Source organism: Bacillus sp. FJAT-29790 (assembly GCF_019039215.1).
GTDB lineage: Bacteria > Bacillota > Bacilli > Bacillales > Cytobacillaceae > Cytobacillus.
The window spans coordinates 567740-590275 of sequence record NZ_JAHNZZ010000001.1 but is presented as its reverse complement, the minus strand read 5'-3'; the positions used below and the strand labels follow the sequence as shown (position 1 = coordinate 590275).

Here is a 22536-nt window from a genome sequence, read left to right as displayed (position 1 = left end):
AGCCTTGAAAGTTTGCCCGTTGATTTCCGCTCCGGGCACTTGCTTTCCACGGGGAGGGACGGGAGCCTCCTCGGCGTTACCGCCTGTGGGGTCTCCCGCTTCCCTCTATTCCCGCTGGAGTCAAGTGCCCTCCGCTCCAATCAACTCAGATTTTTAAATTAATATTACTGTAGTAAAGCAACAAACTATACGAATACAACCTAATGAAAAAAACGTTGCATATTATGCTGATGTGAAGACGATTGGTTAAATCGCCCTGCTTGAACCAGTTCCTTTCGCAGTAGCCTCCTTAAATCATCATTGGATATTTCCCGCTCAGGTTTTTCAGCTTGTAAATCTGGTGCTTCAACTTGCTGTTCTTTTACAAAAAAGAGCTTTTTTATCCCAGCCATATTCACACCTTGGTCAACTAAATCTTTAATTTCTAACAATTTGTCAACATCATTCAAAGAAAAAAGCCTTCTATTTCCATCGGTTCTAGATGGAGAAATCAATTGGTGCTCTTCATAGTACCTAATTTGCCGGGCAGACAACTCGGTTAACTTCATGACAGTTCCAATTGGAAATAGCGGCCTGGAACGGCGAATCTCACTTCCAGTCACTTATTTCAACTCCTCTTCCTTTTTCATGAAATTATTATATTTGAATGTTAGGTCAATTGTCAACATCATGTTAGGTTATCTAACATAAGGTTTTCCTTCGATAAAACATTCATGAATGCATACTCCCAAGTAATATGAAAATGTCTTTCGACTTGCTTCAATGTGCTGGTTCACGCGTCTAAGGAAATTTCTGTGTTTGTGACCGATAATTCATTATTCCCATACAAAAAGGCAACTAATTAAATAGCTGCCCCGTTTGCTTTCTTTTAATTTGGCTCATTTCGCATATGTTGTTTTTAGCCTATAAAGTTTGCCCGTTGATTTCCGCTACAGGCACTTGATTTCCGAGGGGAAGGACGGGAGTCTCCTCGGCGTTACCGCCTGCGGGGTCTCCCGCTTCCCTCTATTCCCGTTGGAGTCAAGTGCCCTCCACTCCAATCAACTCAGATTATTAAATAAAAATCACATTTTAAAAGTAACAAACTTTACGAAAACAGCCTTTAATTTAATTGAATGAATCCTTTGTCTAATAATCGGTTTAATGCGATGCACACAGCCATTTTCACATGGGAGTATGTAAGTCCTCCCTGCACATATGCCACATATGGAGGCCTTAGCGGACCATCAGCTGTCAGCTCGATACTTGCACCTTGAATAAAGGTTCCAGCTGCCATGATGACCTCATCTTCATAACCTGGCATCGCACTTGGATAAGGCGTCACATGGGAGTTGATAGGGGATGCAAATTGAATTGCCTGGCAAAATGCAACCATTTTATCGCGGTCATTAAATTGCACAGATTGAATCAAATCTGTTCTTTCTGCATCCCATTTTGGATAGGAGTTCATTCCAAGCCGTTCAAGAATCGCGGCTGTAAATACGGCTCCTTTTAATGCCTGGCCAACAACATGCGGAGCCAAGAAAAAGCCCTGATACATTTCCTGCAGGCTATATAAGGAAGCGCCTGCCTCAGCACCGATTCCTGGAGAAGTCATCCGATAAGAGCATGCTTCCACCCATTCTTTTTTTCCAACGATATATCCGCCTGTCTTCACAAGCCCGCCGCCGGGATTTTTGATGAGAGAGCCAGCCATTAGATCCGCTCCGACATGGCACGGCTCCATTTCTTCAACAAACTCCCCATAACAATTATCGACAAAAACTACGACATCAGGTTTGATTTCTTTCACAAATCGAATCATTTCGCCGATTTGTGAAACGGTAAATGAAGGTCTTGGATCATACCCTTTTGAGCGTTGAATCCCGATCATTTTTGTCTTTGGTTTGATCGCCATTGCAACTGCCTCATAATCAATATTTCCTTCACTTGTTAATGGCACACTATCATAAGAAATACCGAATTCCTGCAATGAGCCGACCCCATTCCCCCGAATGCCAACAATTTCTTCAAGGGTGTCGTAAGGTTTCCCCGTTATATAAAGCAGCTCGTCACCTGGACGAAGGACTCCGAACAAAGCAATCGAAATAGCATGCGTGCCTGATATAATTTGCGGACGGACAACTGCCGATTCACCGCCGAACACTTCCGCATATATTTCTTCGAGCGTATCTCTTCCTGTATCATCGTATCCATAGCCCGTGGAAGGATTGAAATGGAAATCACTCACTTTATGATTTTGAAAACTATTTAGAACCCGGAATTGATTTTCCTCAATTCTGCCATCTATTTTTTGCAATACATTTGCAATTTGCTGCTCCACTTCTTTGACGATTGGTTGCAGCTTTTCCCCGAATGATAACTGTTGAAACATGTTGTACCCCTATCTATTTTGTGTATTTTTTCAATTGACCTGCAATATGATGATTCTCTAAAAAATAACCTTTGCAGACATATAATTGTTTTTCTTCATGAAAGGTTAATTCACGAAAAATGGTTTCATTTTTAAGCTGGGAGAGAAGTTTACCTTCCGCTGAAGGTACTTCCACATGATAAGCATTCATCATTCCAAGCACCATTTCTTCGATTAATCGCTTTAGTTTACTTCTGTCGTTAACGTCAAAAGCACTTATTTGAATGGCCTTTGTTTTCGCAATTGGGACAAAATCGTGATGCTGCATGTCCCTTTTATTATAAACGGTTAATTGCGGGATTTCCTCATTTTCTAAATCCTCTAACAGCTTATTTACTGTTTGTTCATGCTGAAAATAATCCGGGCTGGACATATCGACGATGTGGAGCAGCAGATCGGCCTCTTTAACCTCTTCTAACGTGGACCGGAATGCTGCAATCAATGTTGTCGGCAAATCTTGAATAAAACCGACCGTATCCGTTAACAGTGTCATGAATCCACTTGGCAATATGACTTTTCTTGTCATCGGGTCAAGAGTAGCAAATAACTGATTTTCCTCAAAGGAATCCGCTTCTGTTAATCGGTTAAATAATGTGGATTTTCCGGCATTTGTATAGCCGACGAGAGCAATTTGGAATGCTTTATTCTTTTTTCTTCTTTCCCGGTACCGATCCCGATGCTGCACAATGACAGAAAGCTGTGTTTTGATTTCATTGATGCGATTACGGATATGGCGACGGTCCGACTCCAGCTTCGTTTCACCGGGACCACGCGTGCCAATTCCTCCCCCGAGCCTTGATAACTGGGTTCCCTGACCAGCAAGACGCGGCATCAAGTATTGGAGCTGAGCCAATTCTACCTGGAGCTTTCCTTCTTTCGATCTTGCTCTTTGGGCAAAAATGTCTAAAATTAGCTGAGTACGATCAATAATTTTTGCGTTAAGATCCGCAGAAAGATTCCTTACTTGGCTTGGGGACAACTCATCATTAAAAATGATTAAGTCTGCTTCAAGTTCTTCCTGTAAAGATAACAATTCTTCAACCTTGCCTTTACCTATATATGTAGCCGAATGAATGCGATCCCTTTTTTGCGTCAAAGTAGCCAAAACAGTTCCTTTTGCCGTTTCAGTTAATGAGCCAAGCTCCTCCATTGAATATCTGAAGCGCTGATCATCTTCTTTCGTTTGGCATCCAACGAGAATGACTTTTTCAAATTCATGCTTATGTTCCAATCAACATCCTTCTTTCCTTATGTACATTAATAACATCATACCAAATATGAGTAGCTAACTCTATTTTCTATCTTAGATCAGGCAAAAAAAGGATCCCCATTGGCCGGAATCCTTATTAATTGTCCTCAAAAGTAAGATCATTGCTCCGAATGGTCATTAAATCATGGCGGTCATAGCTATTTTGCATTAACAGCCTCATCGCCTGGGTACGGATTGATTTCTCAATGACATTTCGAATATATCTTCCATTTGAAAAGCTTACTGGATTCAAATGTGTTTTTACCCATAATAAATGTTCACGGAGCTTCTTCTCCGCTTCATGACTCAATGTATATTCACGTTCCTTTAACATTCTCTCACCAATTTCCATGAGCTGCAAAATTGTGTAATCAGGAAAATCAACGACTAATGGAAAGCGCGAGTGAAGACCCGGATTTAAAGTGAGAAAATAGTCCATTTCTCTTGAGTATCCTGCAAGTATAAGAATAAATTCATGCTGCTTATCCTCCATATGTTTAACAAGCGTATCAATGGCCTCTTTTCCGAAATCCTTTTCTCCCCCCCTCCCTAGTGAATACGCTTCATCAATAAAGAGAATCCCGCCAATCGCCTTTTTGACTAAATCCCGCGTTTTCTGTGCTGTATGTCCAATGTACTCTCCAACTAGGTCAGCTCGCTCCGCTTCTATTAAATGTCCTTTTGATAGTACATTCATTTTTTGAAAAAGCTTGCCGATTAATCTTGCCACCGTTGTTTTACCTGTCCCTGGGTTTCCTTTAAACATCATGTGCAGTGCCTGTTTCCCTGCCTTTAGGCCGGCATCTTCCCGCTTCTTATTCACATAAATCCAGGCATAAATTTCTTTAATCATTCTCTTCATTTCTTCCATTCCCACTAGTGTTCCGAGTTCATCTTCAATATCTTTTAGAGCTGTATGCTCGGGGGGGATTTCCTTCGAAATGGCTTGAGAATTAGGCTGGTCTTTCGCATATAATGTTCGTTTTTGTGAATTTAGAACAATACTAATCTGTCCATTATTCTTCAAGCGAATCGGCTGATCCAAAAGCATTCACCTCACATTCTAAGGAACAGTATACGCCTAGAAGTTTTGTTTGTGACAAAAGCCTATCTCAATTCCTAATTGTTTTTAACCCTTTATCCGTTATTTCCTCATTTCTACTGATACAAGCTGTTTCACAATGAAGTGAATATGCAGTTAGTTGGAATGTATGGCAGATTAATCTGCGAGCAGATATATCTAATCTATATGTATTCAAATCAAGCAAACTTCATTAAAGAAATTTACAAGCTTAAACCTCGCCTTGGGTAAAAAGATGAACTAAAACAACCCGCTTCCATTGATGGAGCGGGCATTGTTGTATTTATGAGAACTGAACACAGTGAATTTACTGTTGTATGTCCATATCCAGCTGTATATTGCGCTGCGGAGCAAATGTAGAAATCGCGTGTTTATACACAAGCTGTTGCTTTCCTTCTGATTCTAAAAGAACAGTAAAATTATCAAAGCCTTTAATCTGGCCTCTTATTTGAAATCCATTTAACAGGAATACTGTTACATTTGTGTTGTCTTTGCGTAGCTGATTTAAACATTGGTCTTGAATATTAATAGATGTTTTCATTATAAATCCTCCTCTTTTATCTCTAATACTATGTATTCGATTTTATTTTCAGCTTTCCTTCAATATACGTTGAAATTTCTGTGAATTTTTTTTCAAACTCTATTGAATCAGCAATTTTCGACATATCAAACCATTCCACATTCATTTTATTGCGGAACCAAGTTAGCTGCCTTTTCGCGTAGCGCCTGGAATTCTGCTTTAATTGAACAATTGCTTCTTCGAGAGAGACACGATGATTGAAATATTCATAAAGCTCCTTGTAGCCAATCGCTTGAATAGATTGACAATCCTTTATCCCTTGTTTGTACAGCTTCTCAACCTCAGGAAGCAGCCCCTCCTCAACCATGGAATCAACCCTTTTGTTGATCCGTGCATACAATTGTTCACGTTCCATCATTAAGCCAATAATCGCTGTATTATATAATAGTTCCGGAACTTGTTTTTCCTGGTAATCACTTACGGTTTTACCCGAACAATGATAAATTTCTAAAGCCCTGATCACTCTGCGGACATTATTAGGATGTATTCGTCCCGCACTTTCCGGATCGACTTGCATCAATTCATGATGCAATTGCTCATTTCCTTCTGCCTCTGCTCTTTTTTCAAGGATTTCCCGAAAGGAATCATCTGAAGGCGCATCTGAGAATTGGTAATCATATATTACAGATTGAATATACAAACCCGTTCCGCCGACGATCATCGGAAGTTTTCCATTTCGTGCGATTTCAGTGATTTTGGATCTGACCAATTGTTGAAACTCAGCAACAGAAAAAGGTTCATCCGGTTGTTTTATGTCAATTAAATGGTGCGGAATCCCATCCATTTCAATGTTCTTAATCTTGGCCGTTCCGATATCCATTCCCTTATAAATTTGCATCGAGTCGCCGCTTATAATTTCTCCGTTAAACCTTTTTGCCAGGTCTATGCTTAATTTCGTTTTTCCTACTGCAGTTGGCCCAATTAGCACAACAAGCTTTTCTTTTTCCTTCAATCTATTCACACTGCCTTCACTGCCGAACTTATTTGCCATCGCCCGTTCTTAACTAAGGACGCTTCATCCTTATCGTATCACAAAGACGATTTTCTTTCAGCGGGAGCGGTTAGCTTTTATTAAAAAATAAGTTCATTTTCCAACATTTAACCATTATTAACAGATTTTCCTGATCCTATTCATTTTGACTAACGCAATAAGGGATAAATGGCGAATTTTTCATCTTTCATTACAATTCCATAACGATTCTTTTACAAATGAAAGATGACCCCCGTAATCATGTTAACGTAATAGAAGGTTGTATTGTGTACTATTTTAAGAGAATTGGGTGAAAAAAAATGATTGCAACTTCCGAAATTGGCATTGATCTTGGAACAGCTAATATACTTGTTTATAGTAAAAATAAAGGCATCGCAGTAAACGAACCTTCTGTTGTCGCGATTGATACGGATACGAAAAAGGTGCTGGCAGTTGGAAAAGAAGCAAAGGAAATGATCGGCAAAACTCCTGGGCGTATTATCGCAATTCGTCCTTTAAAGGGTGGCGTAATCGCCGATTATGATACAACAACTGAGATGCTCCGCCATGTAATGAGAAAAGCATCGAAAAAATTAGGCTTTGCGATTCGAAAACCAAATGTTATTGTCTGTACTCCGTCGGGTTCCACAAGCGTGGAGAGAAGAGCTATACACGATGCCGTCCGTAATGCAGGTGCAAAACATGTTCATTTAATTGAGGAGCCTGTAGCCGCTGCCATCGGTTCGGATTTGCCGGTTGATGAACCGGTTGCAAACGTAGTCGTTGATATTGGAGGAGGCTCGACAGAAGTAGCAATCATCTCCTTCGGCGGGGTGGTAGCTTGCCATTCAATCCGTGTCGCTGGTGATCGACTGGACGATGATATCATTCAATATGTCCGCAAAGAATTCAATGTTCTTATCGGCGAAAGAACGGCTGAACAAGTAAAAATGGAAATTGGTTACGCCCTCGTAGACCATGATGAATTAACAATGGAGATCCGGGGCCGCGATCTTGTTACCGGTCTTCCTAAGACCATTACCCTGTCTTCGTTTAAAATACGCGATGCCATGAAAGAATCATTACTCCATATTCTTGAGGCCATTCGTGCTACACTTGAGGACAGTCCTGCTGAATTAAGCGGCGATATCGTTGACCGGGGTGTGATTCTATCAGGTGGGGGCGCTCTAATGAATGGAATGCAGGAATGGGTAGCTAAAGAAATCTTTGTACCCGTCCATCTTGCACCAAACCCGCTAGAATCCGTTGCCATTGGGACGGGAAAAGCATTAAAGTTTATTGACAAGCTGCAAAAAGCTGTACGGTAAAGGGTCCTTATTATTTCGTCATGGAAAATAATCAATGCAATTAAATCAGCTAAATCTAAATAGATATAGCATTGCGACAGTGCATAGTGAAAAAGAAATAAACAGAACCCTTGACGCATAGGACAAAGTTTTAACTAGATTGTTTTAATAATTGATATTCAAAAGGAAGAGGATAAAATTGAAACCAATTTTATCTTCTTTTTTTAATAGGGTAGTTATTATTCGCAATTTTCTTCTTTTGAATTATTGAATGTTTTCAGGGAGCGAACGAGTTATGGCATTTGCTATTTTGGGAAATATTATAAGGATTAATATTTTTAGGGGGGATATTAAATGGATAAAAGATTATTTGATATTCAGCAAAGGGTAACTAAGGAACACAGAGAAATTGCGAAGTTCGTAAAACATGTTTTTGATGAGTATGACAAAAAAGCAGACGAACATCGACGTCTAATGGCTTCGAATGCCCTAGCTGGAATAAAGACATCTGGAGTTGAAGAAAAACTGTTCTATGATACCTTAAATGAAACCAAACGATGGATGCTTGATGTCTTGGAGCGAACTACACAGGACCTCGAACACACCGGGGATAAAAACTGGCATAAGAATTTCCAAGACGGCATACAGGAATAATAAAAGTTTACCTCATTCTATTCATTTCTATAAAGCCCCTCTCATGAGAAGGGCTTATTTTAATTCACTAATTTGTCACGTACTCAACAAAATAACTAAATGGTACTCCTACTTAGAAATTACATCACCCGTTTAAACATCTTCTCTATTTCATACGTCGAGTAATGAATAATAATCGGCCGTCCATGCGGGCATGTGAATGGATCGGATGTTTGTCTTAGTTCGTCAAGTAATGCTTGCATGTCTTCATTTCTTAAGTGATGATTTGCTTTGATGGATGCTTTGCAGCTCATCATGATGGCGGCTTCTTCCCGCAGCTTTTTAATATCGACTTTCTTCATGGAAAGGAGCTGTTCGATCATATCTTCTATGATCTGCTGTTCTTCGCCTTTCGGGAACCATTGTGGATGGGAGCGGATAATAAAACTGTTATGGCCGAACGGCTCGAGAAAAACCCCGACCTTTTCGAGTTCGGCCTTATATTCAGCAATTTTTATCGCATCGTCTGTTGAATATTCAAATGTGAGCGGGATAAGCATTTCCTGCAACTCATTTGCAACAATTCCAACCTTTTCTTTAAAATATTCATATTTAATTCTTTCTTGGGCTGCATGCTGGTCAATAATATACATGCCTTTTTCATTCTGGGCAAAAATATATGTCCCGTGCATTTGTCCAATTGGATATAGTGCGGGAACTCGTGGTTGACGGCTTTCAATGGATTGTTCCTCATGACATGCAGTGAAACTTCGATTGTCACCCTCATTAAATGGCAAAGACTCCTCGACAATTTGTTCAGGTCCCTTATCAACAGAAGAAACTGAAAAATTGGCGGCGATTCCTTCAGACGGACCTTTATGTTCACGAATCACGAAAGGGCTCGGATTCCTTTCAGCCCTTTCATCTTGAAAACTGTCTTTTTCCGGTATAGGATCTAATTCAAAAAAGGTCTGTTCGGACTGAGGCTGAATTGGTTTTGGCTGCGGATTTTCAGATGGAATTAACTCCTGCGCCTTGAAAGCCGCCCTAATTGCCTCCGTCACAAGCTCATTTAATTCATGTTCCTTACTCAAGCGCACTTCCATTTTCGAAGGATGGACATTTACATCTACAAGCTGTGGATCCATATCAATATTTAGTAAAACAATCGGAAAACGACCAATTGGCAAAAGTGTATGATAGCCTTCCTGAATGGCTTTTGCGAGTGGATAATTCTTAATGAATCGGCCGTTTATCATCGTGGAAATATAGTTCCTCGATGCCCTTGTCACCTCGGGCAATGCTGCAAAGCCGCTAAGACGAAAATCAAGTGAGCTCGCCTTGATTGGAACCATTTTCTTCACAATATTCATTCCATAGATGGCGGCTAGCACTTGACGGACATCGCCATTTCCGTTCGTATGCAAAAGCTTTCGATCATTGTGAACGAGACGGATCGACACTTCGGGATGGGCAAGAGCAAGACGATTGACCACATCTGTCAGATTGCCGAGCTCCGTGTGAATTGTTTTCATATATTTTAGACGGGCCGGTGTGTTGAAAAACAAGTCCGACACTGTCAGGTCCGTTCCTTTTCTACCAGGGGCTTTTTCAACTGCTTCAACCTTGCCACCTTCAACAAGTACACGCGTGCCAATATCTTCTGTGCAGGTTTTCAGATCAATTCTAGAGACGGATGCAATACTTGGCAAGGCTTCTCCGCGAAACCCTAGGGTCCGGATGCGAAACAGATCGGTTTCATCTTTTATTTTACTCGTTGCGTGGCGCTGGAAAGCAGTAAGCACATCGTCTTCCTCAATCCCATCTCCATTATCAATGATACGAATTTTCGCAAGCCCTGCTTCCTCTGCCTCAATTTCAATGATTGTACTGCCGGCATCAATCGAATTCTCTACAAGTTCCTTTACAACGGATGCAGGCCGTTCCACAACCTCTCCAGCCGCAATCTTATTCGAAAGCGCGTCATCTAACTGAATAATTCTCCTCATTATCCTCCACCTCCTGCCACTTCATTATCTAATCAAATTCGCCTTGGCGTATTTGCGCCCAGATTTTTATCTTAGCTTGCTCCCTAAAAATCTGAGGCATCCGCCGGAGGCTTAACTTTATTCAGCCAGGGTTTGAACCCCATTAAATTGGATACCCGTTTGCATTCATCTCGCCACTTATAGAAGTGGGACTTCTGCTGAATAAAGTTAACCTTTTAATTTTTTATGAATCTCATAAAGGGTATTTAATGCCTGCATTGGCGTCATATCCAAAATATCCAGTGTTTTTACTTTTTCTAAGATGCTTTTTTCCTTAGAATTCAAGGCTGGTGCTTTTACTTCTGTTGTTTCCTCAAAGAAAGAAAGCTGGGTAGCTGGTTCTGCTACTTTTTGCGGACCTTTTTCAACGCTACTAGCTGTCTCTATTAATCGGTCTTTTTGTTCAAGCCCCGTTAAAATTTCATTTGCTCTCTTTATTAGCTCTTCTGGCAATTCAGCAAGCTGGGCCACATGAATCCCATAACTTTTGTCAGCTGCTCCCTCTTTAATTTTGTGAAGGAACACAACTTTGCCATTTTGCTCGATTGCACTGACGTGAATATTTTTTACTTTTTCCAACTCTTCTTCTAAAACAGTCAATTCATGATAATGAGTGGAAAATAGCGTTTTTGCACCTATTCGATCATGAATATATTCGATAATTGCTTGCGCTAACGCCATACCGTCATATGTTGATGTTCCGCGCCCGATTTCATCAAATAGTATGAGACTATTTTGAGTCGCACCCACGATCGCATTTTTTGCTTCAAGCATTTCCACCATAAATGTACTTTGACCCGAGATTAAGTCATCAGCGGCCCCAATTCTGGTAAATACCTGATCGAATATAGGGAGGACGGCTTCAGATGCTGGTACATAGCAGCCAATTTGAGCAAGAATCGCTGTGAGCGCAATTTGTCTCATATACGTACTTTTCCCAGACATATTTGGTCCAGTAATCAGAAGGATTTCTCTTTCATTATCCATGTAACAATCGTTCGGAACATACTCCTGTGCATTCATCACTTTCTCAACTACAGGATGGCGTCCATCTTGAATGATAATTTTTCGATCTTTTGAAAATGTCGGTTTGACATAATGTCTCTCTTCACTTACGCTTGCAAAGCATTGCAGAACATCAAGTTCGCTGACCGTTTTAGCCAAAGCTTGTAATCTCGGAATGAATTCTTTCACATGCTCACGGACAGCTGTAAAAAGCTCATATTCAAGCTCCACACTTTTTTCTTCTGCCTGAAGTATGAGTGCTTCCTTTTCTTTCAAATCAGGTGTGATGAATCTTTCTGCATTCGTTAATGTCTGTTTCCGTTCATATTGCCCTTCTTTTAAAAGATGTAAATTGGATCTTGTCACTTCAATATAATAGCCGAAAACACGATTATAGCCGACCTTTAAGGACTTAATGCCCGTTTTTTCCCGCTCTTGTTTCTCCAGCTGCGCAATCCACGTTTTCCCGTTCCGAGTTGCATCACGAAATTTATCCAGCTCGCTATGATAGCCATCCTGGATCATATTGCCGTCTTTAATGGAAAGCGGAGGGTTTTCAACAATTGCTCTTTCAAGAAGATCAACTACCTCCTCACAGGAATCAAGGCGTTCAGCAAGCTTATCTGCCTCCACATTCGATAATCTATTTAATAGTTCTTGTAAATGTGGAATCTGAAGCAAGGAACGTTTTAATTGTACTAAATCACGTGCATTAACGTTCCCAAATGCTACTCTGCCTGCGAGTCGTTCAAGGTCATAAACTTCCTTCAGTTTCTCTCGGATTTCTTCACGTTCAAAATAGGAAGCAATGAATGTTTCAACAAGTGTGTGACGGCTTTTTATTTTTTCTTCATTCACTAGCGGCCTGTCAACCCATTGCTTTAGGAGCCTTCCGCCCATTGCTGTTTTTGTTTCATCAAGGAGCCAGAGCAAGGAGCCTTTTTTACCTTTCGAACGAATCGTTTCTGTTAGTTCGAGATTCCGCTTCGAAAAATAATCAATTTTCATATAGTGGTGCGTCTGATACGTTGATATCTTTTGTAAGTGATCTAAACTTCTTTTTTGCGTTCTATATAAGTAGTTAAGGAGTCTGGAAGCAGTTTGACTCAGCTTCTCCTGGTTGATATCCTCTAGTAATGATTGATAAGTTTCCCGGTAGGCACAATCATCTTCGAATGAAATCGTCATGACTGAACGCTCTTTTATTTTCCTCTGCCATTCCACGTCAAAATTAGTTGCGATGACCAATTCCTTTGCACCCGACAACGAAAGCTCATTTAATACCTCTTCAAAACCTGCACTAAGCATCGTAACTTTTGTTTCACCTGTTGATAAATCATTGTAAACAAAACCAAATGTATCATCTTCAAAATGCGAAATAGAGGCGATGTAGTTGTTTTCTTTTTCCTGAAGACCCTTGCCTTCCATCATCGTGCCAGGCGTAATTAACTGGACGACTTCTCGGCGCACAACTCCTTTTGCCTGTTTTGGGTCCTCTGTCTGCTCACAAATCGCTACTTTATATCCTCGTTCAACGAGCTGATCAATATATGGAGCAGCGGAATGAAAAGGGATCCCACACATAGGAATACGATCTTCAGATCCGCCTTCTCGGCTCGTTAATGTGATTTCTAGCTCCTGTGATGCTTTAATTGCATCATCGAAAAACATTTCATAAAAATCGCCAAGGCGAAAAAATAAAAAGGCATCTTCGTAATCTGCCTTTACTCTTAAGTATTGCTGTATCATAGGCGTATAAGTTGCTGCCATAATATCCTCCAACTTTTTGATTGTATCCTTTTTTAATATTAATAGATTTTCCGATGAAAACTTCTTTTTCATTATATCATAGACTTCCTAATTGCTCAGTGGAACAATATTGGGTCCTGATAAATAATAATGGAAAAAAGAAAAAAAGCAATCTAATAGAGACTGCTTTTTCATATGTTAATTTATCTGCTTTCAAAAGCCAATTTGATCCCAAACAAAATCAGAATTCCTCCCGTTAGCCCCTCGACAGCCTTGATTGTAGACTGTTTTTTCATAAATTCGCTCACATAATTGATCAATTTAATATAAAAGAAAAACCAGATCATTGTTAAAACCGTATAGGTTAATCCTAAAGTTAAGAATTCAATGAAAGCGTTATTGCCTGTTCCAGCAAATTGAGGCAAAAAAGTCAAAAAGAAAACAGCCACTTTCGGATTAAGAAGGTTTGTAAGGAATCCCTGCCGAAAGCTTGATTTATTTTCATATTTATTCGGTTTATTGTCTGCCTGTTCAGAGCTTGGCTGTTTTTTCAAAATAAACAGCATTGATTTACAGCCAAGATAAATGAGGTATACCGCTCCAACATATTTTAAAAATGTAAAAAGAAAAGCCGACTTTACAATTAATGCCGATAAGCCTAATCCGGCTGCCAGCGTATGAATAAGAAGGGCAACAAGCGTTCCAAAAGTAGTTTGCACACCTGCTGCTTTTTGTTTCGAAATCGTATTTTTCGTAATAATGGCTGTATCAGGACCCGGCAAAATAATGAGCATAAAACACATAAATACAAACAGTAAATAATTTGCCACTCGGTTTACCTCCTTGCATTCTGAATTATTGAAACTTTCGTTTATTATATTACAAAATGATTCTTAATAAAACCCTTGTTTTCAATTGTTTAATAACGCTATAATGTTTCATAACTAGCCGAAAAAGAAAAACTAGGAAGCAAAACCTCCTAGTAAACGTTTATTCCTCTTCATCTCCTACTAAAAAGTCAGGATTTAAGTCCTCAAACTCTTCATCATCAACATCTAATCCCCAAACTTCCTCATCATCATCACAGTCGCATTTGTCATGGTGTACAGCAACACATACCTTTGTTTCACCGATGACTTCAACAAGGAATTCTCTTTCCACATGAACGATTATTCGATTTCCATTTGGGGAAATAACCGCTTCAGTACAGTTCGGCTGCTGTAAGACGCGGGCAATTACTTCTTGGTCATCAAAGGAGTCTGGATCACGGTATTTTAGTTTAATGACATCTTTATAGTCAACACGTTCGGTAACAACTTCTGTTTTTGTATTATTGTTAAATGAATACCAAACATTAATGTCATAGTAACCGCTAATTTCGACTGTTTTACCGACCTTCTTCGCCTCGTACGTATGGTTTATGATCCAGCAGCCAAGTATGCTTGACGGATGGTTTGCAGGGGAAATCGTATGATTGGACTGCGTAAACTTCCGTCCTTTCGCAACGACCGCCTTCGTTATAATCTCTCTGTATTCTCCCATTGCGAGCGAACCTCCTCATTCATTTTCAATTCATCCTATGCGGGATATTAGACTAGTGTGCGATATTTCTTGATGAATGTCAGGTAAAAGTATTGGCATAATTCATAGTATGCTTTTTCAGGGCGAATGTTCCGGGGAAGCAACAGGGGGTAAAGCAGCCGCTGACTTTTTCCATCAACTTACACAGGATTTTGATACAAAGTTAAAACAACCCAATAAACATATATAGCAAAAAAACACCCAGATTCTTTGATCCAGGTGTTTTTTGTCGTTAAAACCATCAAAAAAATTAATGATGGGAGCAACTGCTATTTTTAATATTTGCGCCTGTTTCCCCGCTCAAAAGGTCACCGCCAGTTGCAGTGATCACTTCATCCGTTACAGTGTTTGAGATAGCGGAGGCTACAATTTGCAGCAATTCATTTACTTCAATTTGAGATTGCTTGAATTCTCGGACAACCGGAATTTCATCAAGTTCATTCTCTAGAGCAACAATTTTTTCCTCTGTTTTTTTCAAAGCTTCTTGTTTACCAAAATGCTGCAAGTTTACAGCTTGTTTCTGCAGTCCCTTAATATTCGAAATCGTGGCACGAACCTTTTCATTATCATGGATTTGTGCTTCTGCACGCTTAAAGAAATCTACTTCTTCCGTTTCTGCTATCATCTGGGCAAGCTCTTTTGCACGAGCAACAATGTCTTCTTTTGTGTATTTTGCCATTTTACTTCACCTCTAACGCGTCATGTTCTACAATCATTTCTCCGTTTAATGACCATGTCTTCGCATCCGTAATTTTCACTTTTACAAGTTTACCAATAGCTGTTTTTGGGCCAACAAAGTTAACAAGTTTGTTTTTTCTCGTATAGCCTGCTAATACATCAGGGTTGTTTTTACTTTCGCCCTCTACTAGAACTTCGACAATTTCACCCTGATATTTCTTCATCGCTTCTGCAGACATCTCATTAACAAGTGCATTTAAACGCTGCAATCGCTCTTTTTTCACTTCCATTGGAACATTGTCTTCCATTTGAGCAGCAGGTGTTCCTTCACGTGGAGAATAAATGAATGTATACGCAGCTTCATACCCTACTTCACGATAAAGGGACATCGTTTCTTCGAACTGTTCCTCTGTCTCATTTGGGAAACCGACAATTATATCTGTTGTAAAGGTTGCATTTGGAACAGCTGCCTTGATTTTACCAATAAGCTCTAGATAATGCTCTCTTGAATACTTACGTGCCATAATCTTTAGGACTTCTGTTGAACCTGATTGTACTGGCAAGTGAATATGCTCGACAAGATTACCGCCTTTAGCCAATACTTCAATGAGATAATCATCAAAATCACGCGGATGGCTCGTTGTAAAGCGCACACGTGGAATATCGATTTTCCGGATTTCATCCATTAATTCGCCAAGGCCATACTTAGTATCTTCAAAATCTTTTCCGTATGCATTCACATTTTGGCCAAGAAGCGTAATCTCTTGGTAGCCTTGGGCAGCAAGCCCGCGAACTTCCTGAATGATATCTTCAGGCCGGCGGCTCCGTTCTTTTCCTCGTGTATAAGGCACAATACAATACGTACAGAACTTATCACAGCCGTACATAATGTTTACCCAAGCTTTAATATTGCCGCGGCGAACTTTTGGAAGATTTTCAATCACGTCGCCTTCTTTAGACCATACTTCAATGACTGTTTCCTTTGACATATACGCTTCACGCAAAATATTCGGAAGACGGTGGATATTATGGGTTCCGAAAACCATATCGACTTGCGTATATGTTTTCAAGATCTTGTTGACAACCGATTCCTCCTGGGACATACAGCCGCATACCCCTATAAGCATATCCGGTCTTTCTAATTTTAAAGGCTTCAAATGACCAAGCTCGCCAAATACTTTATTCTCTGCATTTTCGCGTATCGCACACGTATTTAATAAAACGACATTCGCATCTTCAACGGTATCAGTCGGTTCATACCCAAGCCCAAGAAAAATACCTGCCATTACTTCAGTATCATGTTCGTTCATTTGACAGCCGTAAGTGCGAATATAAAATTTACGCCCTTTTCCCATGCCAAGGAACTCTTCTGGAATATCAAAATCTTTATGATATTTTACTTCTTCTTTCCCGCGCTTCTTTGCGTCCTTTAAGGAAGGTGGTGTATAAACTGATTCAAAATACTTACTGAAATCCTTTTCGGATTTTTTGTCCGAAGGATTAGCTGTTTGCACTTGTTGCCCTTCTAGTCGTTGTTTTTCATTCATAAATTTTTCTCCTTTCGCAAATACTTGGTTTAAGTACGGATCTATTTTTCTACACATAATTTTATTTGGTGCATTGCTATGGCATAAATCTATGCACACATTATTATAGTATAAGGCCTTTAAGCCTTGAAAACAATAGAAATCCCGTCTCAACCTCGAAGTTGATGGATATTACAACTATTAACCAAAGGAAATATTCTTAACCATTCTGCAACTATTAATGATAGACTATTTTAATATATCCGTACGTGATAGTTGTCACAAAATTAGCCTAAAGGTTTTCTCTTTTTAAAGCATATTTTCTTAATAATATTGAAATAGGACTCCCTTTAAACAAAAGGCTGTTTTCGCAAACCTTGTTGCTATTCTACTTAGTTGTGCGGAGTAGGCTGATTTCCGCTCCAGATGCTCGCTTTCCGCGGGGCGGGCGGTGAGCCTCCTCGGCGCTCTGCGCCTGTGGGGTCTCACCTGTCCCGCTACTCCCGCAGGAGTCTCGCATCTTCCGCTCCAATCAACTTTATATAACTATTTATAAACAACAATCATTTAGAAAACAGCCAAACAAAAAGAAGCCTATATTATAATAGGCTTCTTTTTGTTTTATTACATAAATTCTTCAACTAATTTATCGAAATGGGCCTGATCCAAGTTAAGATCAGCATGAGCTAAAGGAGCTTCAGAATATCCTTGTAACAATTCTTGGTAAGATTTGCGTTCTGTATTTTGATAGATAAGGCCAGTTACTAGGCCATTATGTTTCATTAATGTTTGCATAGCATCTTCGCGGTTAGAAGGATCATACCCTTCGATATCGCTTAGTTTTGTTAAATTCTCTTTAAACCAGTCATATGTGTTTACTTTATTATAAGTAACACAAGGGCTGAATACATTGATTAAAGCAAAACCATCATGATTAATACCAGCTTCAATTAATGCAGTTAAATCCTTAAGATCAGTAGAGAAGCTTTGAGCAACAAACGTCGCACCAGCAGTTAAGGCCATTTCCATTGGAGAGATCGCTTGCTCAATGGAACCTAATGGCGTTGATTTCGTTTTGAAACCAGCTGCTGAACGCGGTGAAGTTTGCCCTTTTGTTAAACCGTAAATTTGGTTATCCATTACAATGTACGTAATATTTATATTACGACGGATCGCATGGATTGTATGTCCCATCCCAATGGCAAATCCATCCCCGTCACCACCGGAAGCGATCACAGTTAGATCACGGTTTGCCATTTTCACACCTTGTGCAATTGGAAGAGATCGGCCATGAATTCCATGGAAGCCATATGAATTAATATAACCGGAAATACGCCCTGAACACCCAATTCCTGAAATAACTGCTAAGTTTTCAGGCTCTAATCCAACGTTTGCCGCTGCACGCTGCATTGCTGCTTGTACTGAGAAGTCCCCACAGCCTGGACACCAGTTTGGTTTTACGCTATTTCGAAAATCTTTAAATGTTGCCATTTAGAACAACTCCTTGCAATTTGTGTGAATTTCATGTGGCAAGAATGGATTCCCGTCGTACTTTAACAGCTTATGAATCTTCTCAGCGTTACCGACGTTCATCTTCATGATATTAGCCAATTGCCCAGTAGCGTTGTTTTCAACAACAGCGATTTTTTTAGCAGATTTAACGAGTGGCAATAATTCATCCGTTGGGAATGGATGAATCAAGCGTATTTGCGCATGATTCACTTTCAGGCCATCTTTCTCAAGGCGTCCCATTGCTTCTTCGATGACACCGCGTGTTGAGTTGAAGCCTACGATTAATAGGTCAGCCTCCTCATGCGGAGCGTTTTTGTGAACAGGTGTATCAAATTTGATATTTTCTACTTTACGGAAGCGCTTATCCATTTGAGCATTACGGTTCGCTGCTGATTCAGACGGCTTACCCGTTTCATCATGCTCAACACCTGTTACGTGGTGAATTCCATTTTTCATCCCTGGAATGACACGTGGAGAAACTCCGTCTGCCGTTACTTCATAACGTTTGAAATAGCCTTTGTTTTCAATTTCAGGCAATTCTTCTGTTGCCAGCTTGCCGCGGCGAATTTCTACTTTATCAAATTCAAGCGGTTCAACTGTTTGCTTCCCTAGAGAAAGCTGCAGATCCGTTAAGACGATGACCGGACATTGGTATTCTTCCGCAAGGTTAAATGCCTCAGCAGTATCATAGAATGCTTCTTGAACAGTACTTGGAGCCATTACGATTTTTGGAATTTCTCCGTGCGTACCGTAAATCATTGCCATTAAGTCTGATTGTTCTTGCTTCGTTGGAAGACCTGTTGAAGGGCCGCCACGCTGTGTGTCAACAATAACTAATGGAGTTTCCGTTATTCCGGATAAGCCAATTGCTTCCATCTTAAGAGAAAGACCAGGTCCAGCTGATGCAGTAATCGCACGAACGCCCCCGTAGTTTGCTCCGATAGCCATTGTAACCGCAGCAATTTCATCTTCCGTTTGAATAACAGCTCCGCCAATAGGTGGAAGCTTCTGAATTAAATACTCCATAATTTCAGAAGCAGGTGTAATTGGGTATGCTGCCATGAAGCGACATCCGCCAGCAAGCGCGCCAAGTGCAATCGCATCATTTCCAATCATAAATAAACGCTGCTTGCCATCTGCCTTTTCAAGTTCCATTAATTCTGCTGTTTCACCTAGATTTTCTTTCATACTGTCAAAGCCCGCTTTAATGGCTTCCATATTTTTAGCAACAACTTGCTGCCCTTTACGTCCAAAAATTTCTTCAACTACTACTTCAAATACGCTAATATCTAAGTTTAAAACTGCACATGTTGCACCCACTGCAACCATGTTTTTCATAAGGGATGTGCCTAGATCGGTAGCTAAATCTGTAAATGAAATCGAATACAATGCAGCCTTCGTATCTTCTGGCTTCTTTGGACTAAACTTGGCATCCGCTATGATAACGCCTTTATCATGAAGTTCTTTGTAATTTAGGTCAATTGTTTCCTGATCAAACGCTACCAAAATATCAAGATCATCCGAAATCGAACGGACTTGAGTTGTACTCACGCGGATCTTGTTGTTTGTATGACCACCTTTAATCCGTGATGAGAAGTGGCGATACCCATACAAGTAATAGCCCAAACGATTTAATGCAATTGAGAAAATCTCCCCAGTACTCTCAATACCTTCCCCTTGTTGCCCTCCAACTTTCCATGAAAGTTGATTGATCATGTCTTACACCCCTTTGGATACGTTAAAAAAATATGTAAAAAACGTTTTTATTAAATAAGTGTAGTCCCTTTCTATTGCTCTTATCTTAATGATTAAAATGTATACTGAATAAGGATTTCGAAAGGTACTAAACGCTTTCAATTCTAGACCTAAGTCAAAAAAAAAGCAACCCTTTCAGACTAATTATTGTCGATTATATGAATATTTTATTTTTTATAAATTTATATTAGATATGTTGATTTTCATTTATAAAATATAAGGGACGGTAGTTTAGATTGCCACATTTTTCACAGTTCGCTCTTATCTCGGAAACCCTTTCCAGAAAACCCTTATAAATTTCAACTTGGATGCTAGAATAATATTTTAAAAAGTTCATTTAGGGGAAAACCATTCGGATTTCGACTTGCTAAGAATAGGCAAAGAAAAGAACCTGCTTGCTTTATATGCAAACAGGTCCATTGGTTTTTAATAAGAAGAATAAGCTTTTTGAAGTTGGAGAACAGTCTAGCTCCAGCGCCTAGCCCCGACGTATAGGACGTACTAGTGTCGACAATGCGACAGGATAAGGAAAGCTCCTTAGAATAACCATCGCAGGAACAATCGGCTTTTTGATCGTTCCGAAGGCGCTTGCGCTTTTCCTCTTATCTCGGTTCCACGATAAGTTTAATCGCTGTACGCTCTTCTCCATCAATCTTTATATCTGTAAATGCCGGGATACAAATCAAATCCACTCCGCTAGGCGCCACAAATCCTCTTGCGATCGCTACTGCTTTTACCGCCTGGTTTAATGCACCTGCACCAATCGCTTGGATTTCTGCACCGCCTCTTTCGCGCAAAACACCCGCAAGCGCACCTGCTACAGAATTAGGATTAGATTTTGCTGAAACTTTTAATATTTCCATTCCTAGCTCCTCCTTGTTTTACCCCTCCTGTATGTTCATGACCAAAACTTGTTTCGCTTTCATACCCCCTTAATGCTGCCTGTTAGAAGTGAGCCTTCATATTCTAGGAAAAAGCAATCCCTCTCTTGGGCAAAAGGGCATAACAAATTTCGATTCTTGCCTATCTGGAAATGAACACATCAGGTATATATCATTCCATTGCTACTATATTCAGTTTTTAAATCACATATTCCGGCTTGGACAAAATAATGGAATATTCCGCACATTTCTATAATAAAAACAGCCCGCAATGCACCTTTGCATAAATTCTCACAACATTTAATCGTTCGAACTCCAATAAAAAAGACTGTATTCCATAGCCTATTTTGGCAAAGGAATACAGTCATCTTTATTTTATCACAAACTAACGTGCAGTATAAACCAATCAAATTCGCCTTGTCGTATTACGCCCGAATTTTACTTTAGCTTGCTCGATAAATTCCTTTAAAAAATCTAAAGGCTCACCTTAGGCTTAACTTTATGAGAAGAATGGTTGGTCATCATTAATTATTATTCGCTCAATCTTTTTGGCTTTGCCTGTTTTATTATCAAGATCGATTAAAACAGCACTTAATTGCGTTCGGCCTTCTTTCGGAACTTCAAAACGGACTGGCAGGCCCGTTAAAAATCTTTTCATCACGACCTCTTTTTCTACACCTAATATGCCATCATATGGGCCTGTCATTCCTACATCAGATAAATAAGCTGTTCCTTCTGGTAAAACCCGGTTATCTGCAGTTTGTACATGTGTATGCGTCCCAATAACAGCCGAAACCCTTCCATCTAAATACCATCCCATTGCCTGCTTCTCACTTGTTGCTTCGGCGTGAAAGTCAACAAAAATGAATGGGGTTCTTTTTCTGGCTTCGTTAATCAATTCATCCGCTTTTCTAAACGGACAATCGATTGCAGGCATGAACGTTCTCCCTTGAAGGCTGATAACTGCAATTTCTTCCGTATTATATTTCAAATAGACAATTCCTTTTCCCGGATTTTCTTCAGGGAAATTGGCCGGGCGCACTAAATACTTGGCTTTATCGATAAACTCAAATATTTCCTTGTTGTCCCAAGTATGATTGCCAAGGGTTACAGCTTGAGCCCCGACTTCCAGAAACCCTCGATAAATTTTTTCAGTAATTCCTTTACCGCCTGCCGCATTTTCGCCATTGATTATGGTGATTTGAGGTCGGTATTTGTCTTTAAGCTTCGGAACATATTCTTTTATCATATCACGCCCTATTGAGCCTACTACATCTCCTACAAACAAAATATTCATGTGATTGCCCTTTCTTGATCTTATTTCTTATTGTTAAGTGTAACACAATCTCGACTTGATCTATTCATTCGAATTCCTTTAAAAAATCGAAAGGCTCGCTGATAAAAACAGCTGCTTCGTAACTTTGTTACTATTTAATTAGAGTGTGGTCTAGTTGATTTCCGCTCCAGGTTGCTCGCTTTCCGCGGGGCGGGCGGTGAGCCTTCTCAGCGCTCTGCGCCTGTGGGGTCTCACCTGTCCCGCTATTCCCGCAGGAGTCTCGCACCTTCCG

At 40.0% G+C, this 22536-nt stretch carries 18 protein-coding genes; 2 read left to right on the top strand and 16 right to left on the bottom strand.

What is annotated here, in order from left to right:
* Window positions 1–200: 200 nt before the first annotated feature.
* The 6 genes from BGM26_RS02820 to miaA all read right to left on the bottom strand — a co-directional run bounded on the left by BGM26_RS02820 (window position 201) and on the right by miaA (window position 6314).
* On the bottom strand, window positions 201–548 hold the full coding sequence (locus tag BGM26_RS02820) for a MerR family transcriptional regulator (RefSeq protein WP_217040613.1): 348 nt from the start codon (window positions 546–548) through the stop codon (window positions 201–203).
* Between the two features lie 554 nt (window positions 549–1102).
* Complete coding sequence (locus BGM26_RS02815) at window positions 1103–2374, bottom strand: methionine gamma-lyase family protein (protein ID WP_217038240.1); 1272 nt, start codon at window positions 2372–2374, stop codon at window positions 1103–1105.
* Between the two features lie 13 nt (window positions 2375–2387).
* On the bottom strand, window positions 2388–3644 hold the full coding sequence (gene hflX / locus BGM26_RS02810; RefSeq protein WP_217038239.1) for a GTPase HflX: 1257 nt from the start codon (window positions 3642–3644) through the stop codon (window positions 2388–2390).
* A 115-nt stretch (window positions 3645–3759) separates the two neighbouring features.
* A complete protein-coding gene (gene spoVK, locus BGM26_RS02805) occupies window positions 3760–4707 on the bottom strand; it encodes a stage V sporulation protein K (RefSeq protein WP_217038238.1) in 948 nt (315 codons plus the stop codon).
* Between the two features lie 343 nt (window positions 4708–5050).
* Window positions 5051–5284 carry an RNA chaperone Hfq gene (gene hfq, locus BGM26_RS02800; RefSeq protein WP_217038237.1) on the bottom strand — a complete coding sequence of 78 codons (234 nt, stop codon included), beginning with the start codon at window positions 5282–5284 and terminating at the stop codon, window positions 5051–5053.
* A gap of 28 nt (window positions 5285–5312) precedes the next feature.
* Window positions 5313–6314, bottom strand: coding sequence for a tRNA (adenosine(37)-N6)-dimethylallyltransferase MiaA (gene miaA / locus BGM26_RS02795; protein WP_217038236.1), 1002 nt, complete (start codon window positions 6312–6314; stop codon window positions 5313–5315).
* 299 nt (window positions 6315–6613) lie between these two features.
* Between miaA and mreBH the strand changes: the two genes are divergently transcribed.
* Window positions 6614–7621, top strand: a complete 1008-nt coding sequence (mreBH, locus tag BGM26_RS02790) for a rod-share determining protein MreBH (RefSeq protein ID WP_217038235.1) — start codon at window positions 6614–6616, stop codon at window positions 7619–7621.
* Window positions 7622–7954: 333 nt separating this feature from the next.
* Window positions 7955–8254 carry a hypothetical protein gene (locus tag BGM26_RS02785; protein WP_217038234.1) on the top strand — a complete coding sequence of 100 codons (300 nt, stop codon included), beginning with the start codon at window positions 7955–7957 and terminating at the stop codon, window positions 8252–8254.
* A 119-nt stretch (window positions 8255–8373) separates the two neighbouring features.
* Here the strand turns inward: BGM26_RS02785 and mutL are convergent, their stop codons facing one another.
* The 10 genes from mutL to BGM26_RS02735 all read right to left on the bottom strand — a co-directional run bounded on the left by mutL (window position 8374) and on the right by BGM26_RS02735 (window position 22265).
* Window positions 8374–10242, bottom strand: a complete 1869-nt coding sequence (gene mutL, locus BGM26_RS02780) for a DNA mismatch repair endonuclease MutL (protein WP_217038233.1) — start codon at window positions 10240–10242, stop codon at window positions 8374–8376.
* Window positions 10243–10449: 207 nt separating this feature from the next.
* Window positions 10450–13056: a DNA mismatch repair protein MutS gene (gene mutS / locus BGM26_RS02775; protein WP_217040612.1), complete on the bottom strand. Its 2607-nt coding sequence runs from the start codon at window positions 13054–13056 to the stop codon at window positions 10450–10452.
* Window positions 13057–13238: 182 nt separating this feature from the next.
* Complete coding sequence (locus BGM26_RS02770) at window positions 13239–13838, bottom strand: LysE family translocator (RefSeq protein ID WP_217040611.1); 600 nt, start codon at window positions 13836–13838, stop codon at window positions 13239–13241.
* Between the two features lie 187 nt (window positions 13839–14025).
* Window positions 14026–14577, bottom strand: coding sequence for an outer spore coat protein CotE (locus BGM26_RS02765; RefSeq protein WP_217038232.1), 552 nt, complete (start codon window positions 14575–14577; stop codon window positions 14026–14028).
* Between the two features lie 289 nt (window positions 14578–14866).
* Entirely contained in the window at window positions 14867–15295 is a 429-nt protein-coding gene (locus tag BGM26_RS02760) for a YlbF/YmcA family competence regulator (protein WP_217038231.1), read from the bottom strand.
* A gap of 1 nt (window position 15296) precedes the next feature.
* Window positions 15297–16841: a tRNA (N6-isopentenyl adenosine(37)-C2)-methylthiotransferase MiaB gene (gene miaB, locus BGM26_RS02755; protein WP_217038230.1), complete on the bottom strand. Its 1545-nt coding sequence runs from the start codon at window positions 16839–16841 to the stop codon at window positions 15297–15299.
* A 603-nt stretch (window positions 16842–17444) separates the two neighbouring features.
* The gene (locus BGM26_RS02750; protein ID WP_217038229.1) at window positions 17445–18311 is read right to left on the bottom strand and encodes a 2-oxoacid:ferredoxin oxidoreductase subunit beta; all 867 of its coding nucleotides are present in this window, start codon (window positions 18309–18311) and stop codon (window positions 17445–17447) included.
* On the bottom strand, window positions 18312–20048 hold the full coding sequence (locus tag BGM26_RS02745) for a 2-oxoacid:acceptor oxidoreductase subunit alpha (protein ID WP_217038228.1): 1737 nt from the start codon (window positions 20046–20048) through the stop codon (window positions 18312–18314).
* Between the two features lie 641 nt (window positions 20049–20689).
* Entirely contained in the window at window positions 20690–20950 is a 261-nt protein-coding gene (gene spoVS / locus BGM26_RS02740) for a stage V sporulation protein SpoVS (RefSeq protein ID WP_009791522.1), read from the bottom strand.
* A 517-nt stretch (window positions 20951–21467) separates the two neighbouring features.
* A complete protein-coding gene (locus BGM26_RS02735) occupies window positions 21468–22265 on the bottom strand; it encodes a TIGR00282 family metallophosphoesterase (RefSeq protein ID WP_217038227.1) in 798 nt (265 codons plus the stop codon).
* Window positions 22266–22536 lie beyond the last annotated feature (271 nt).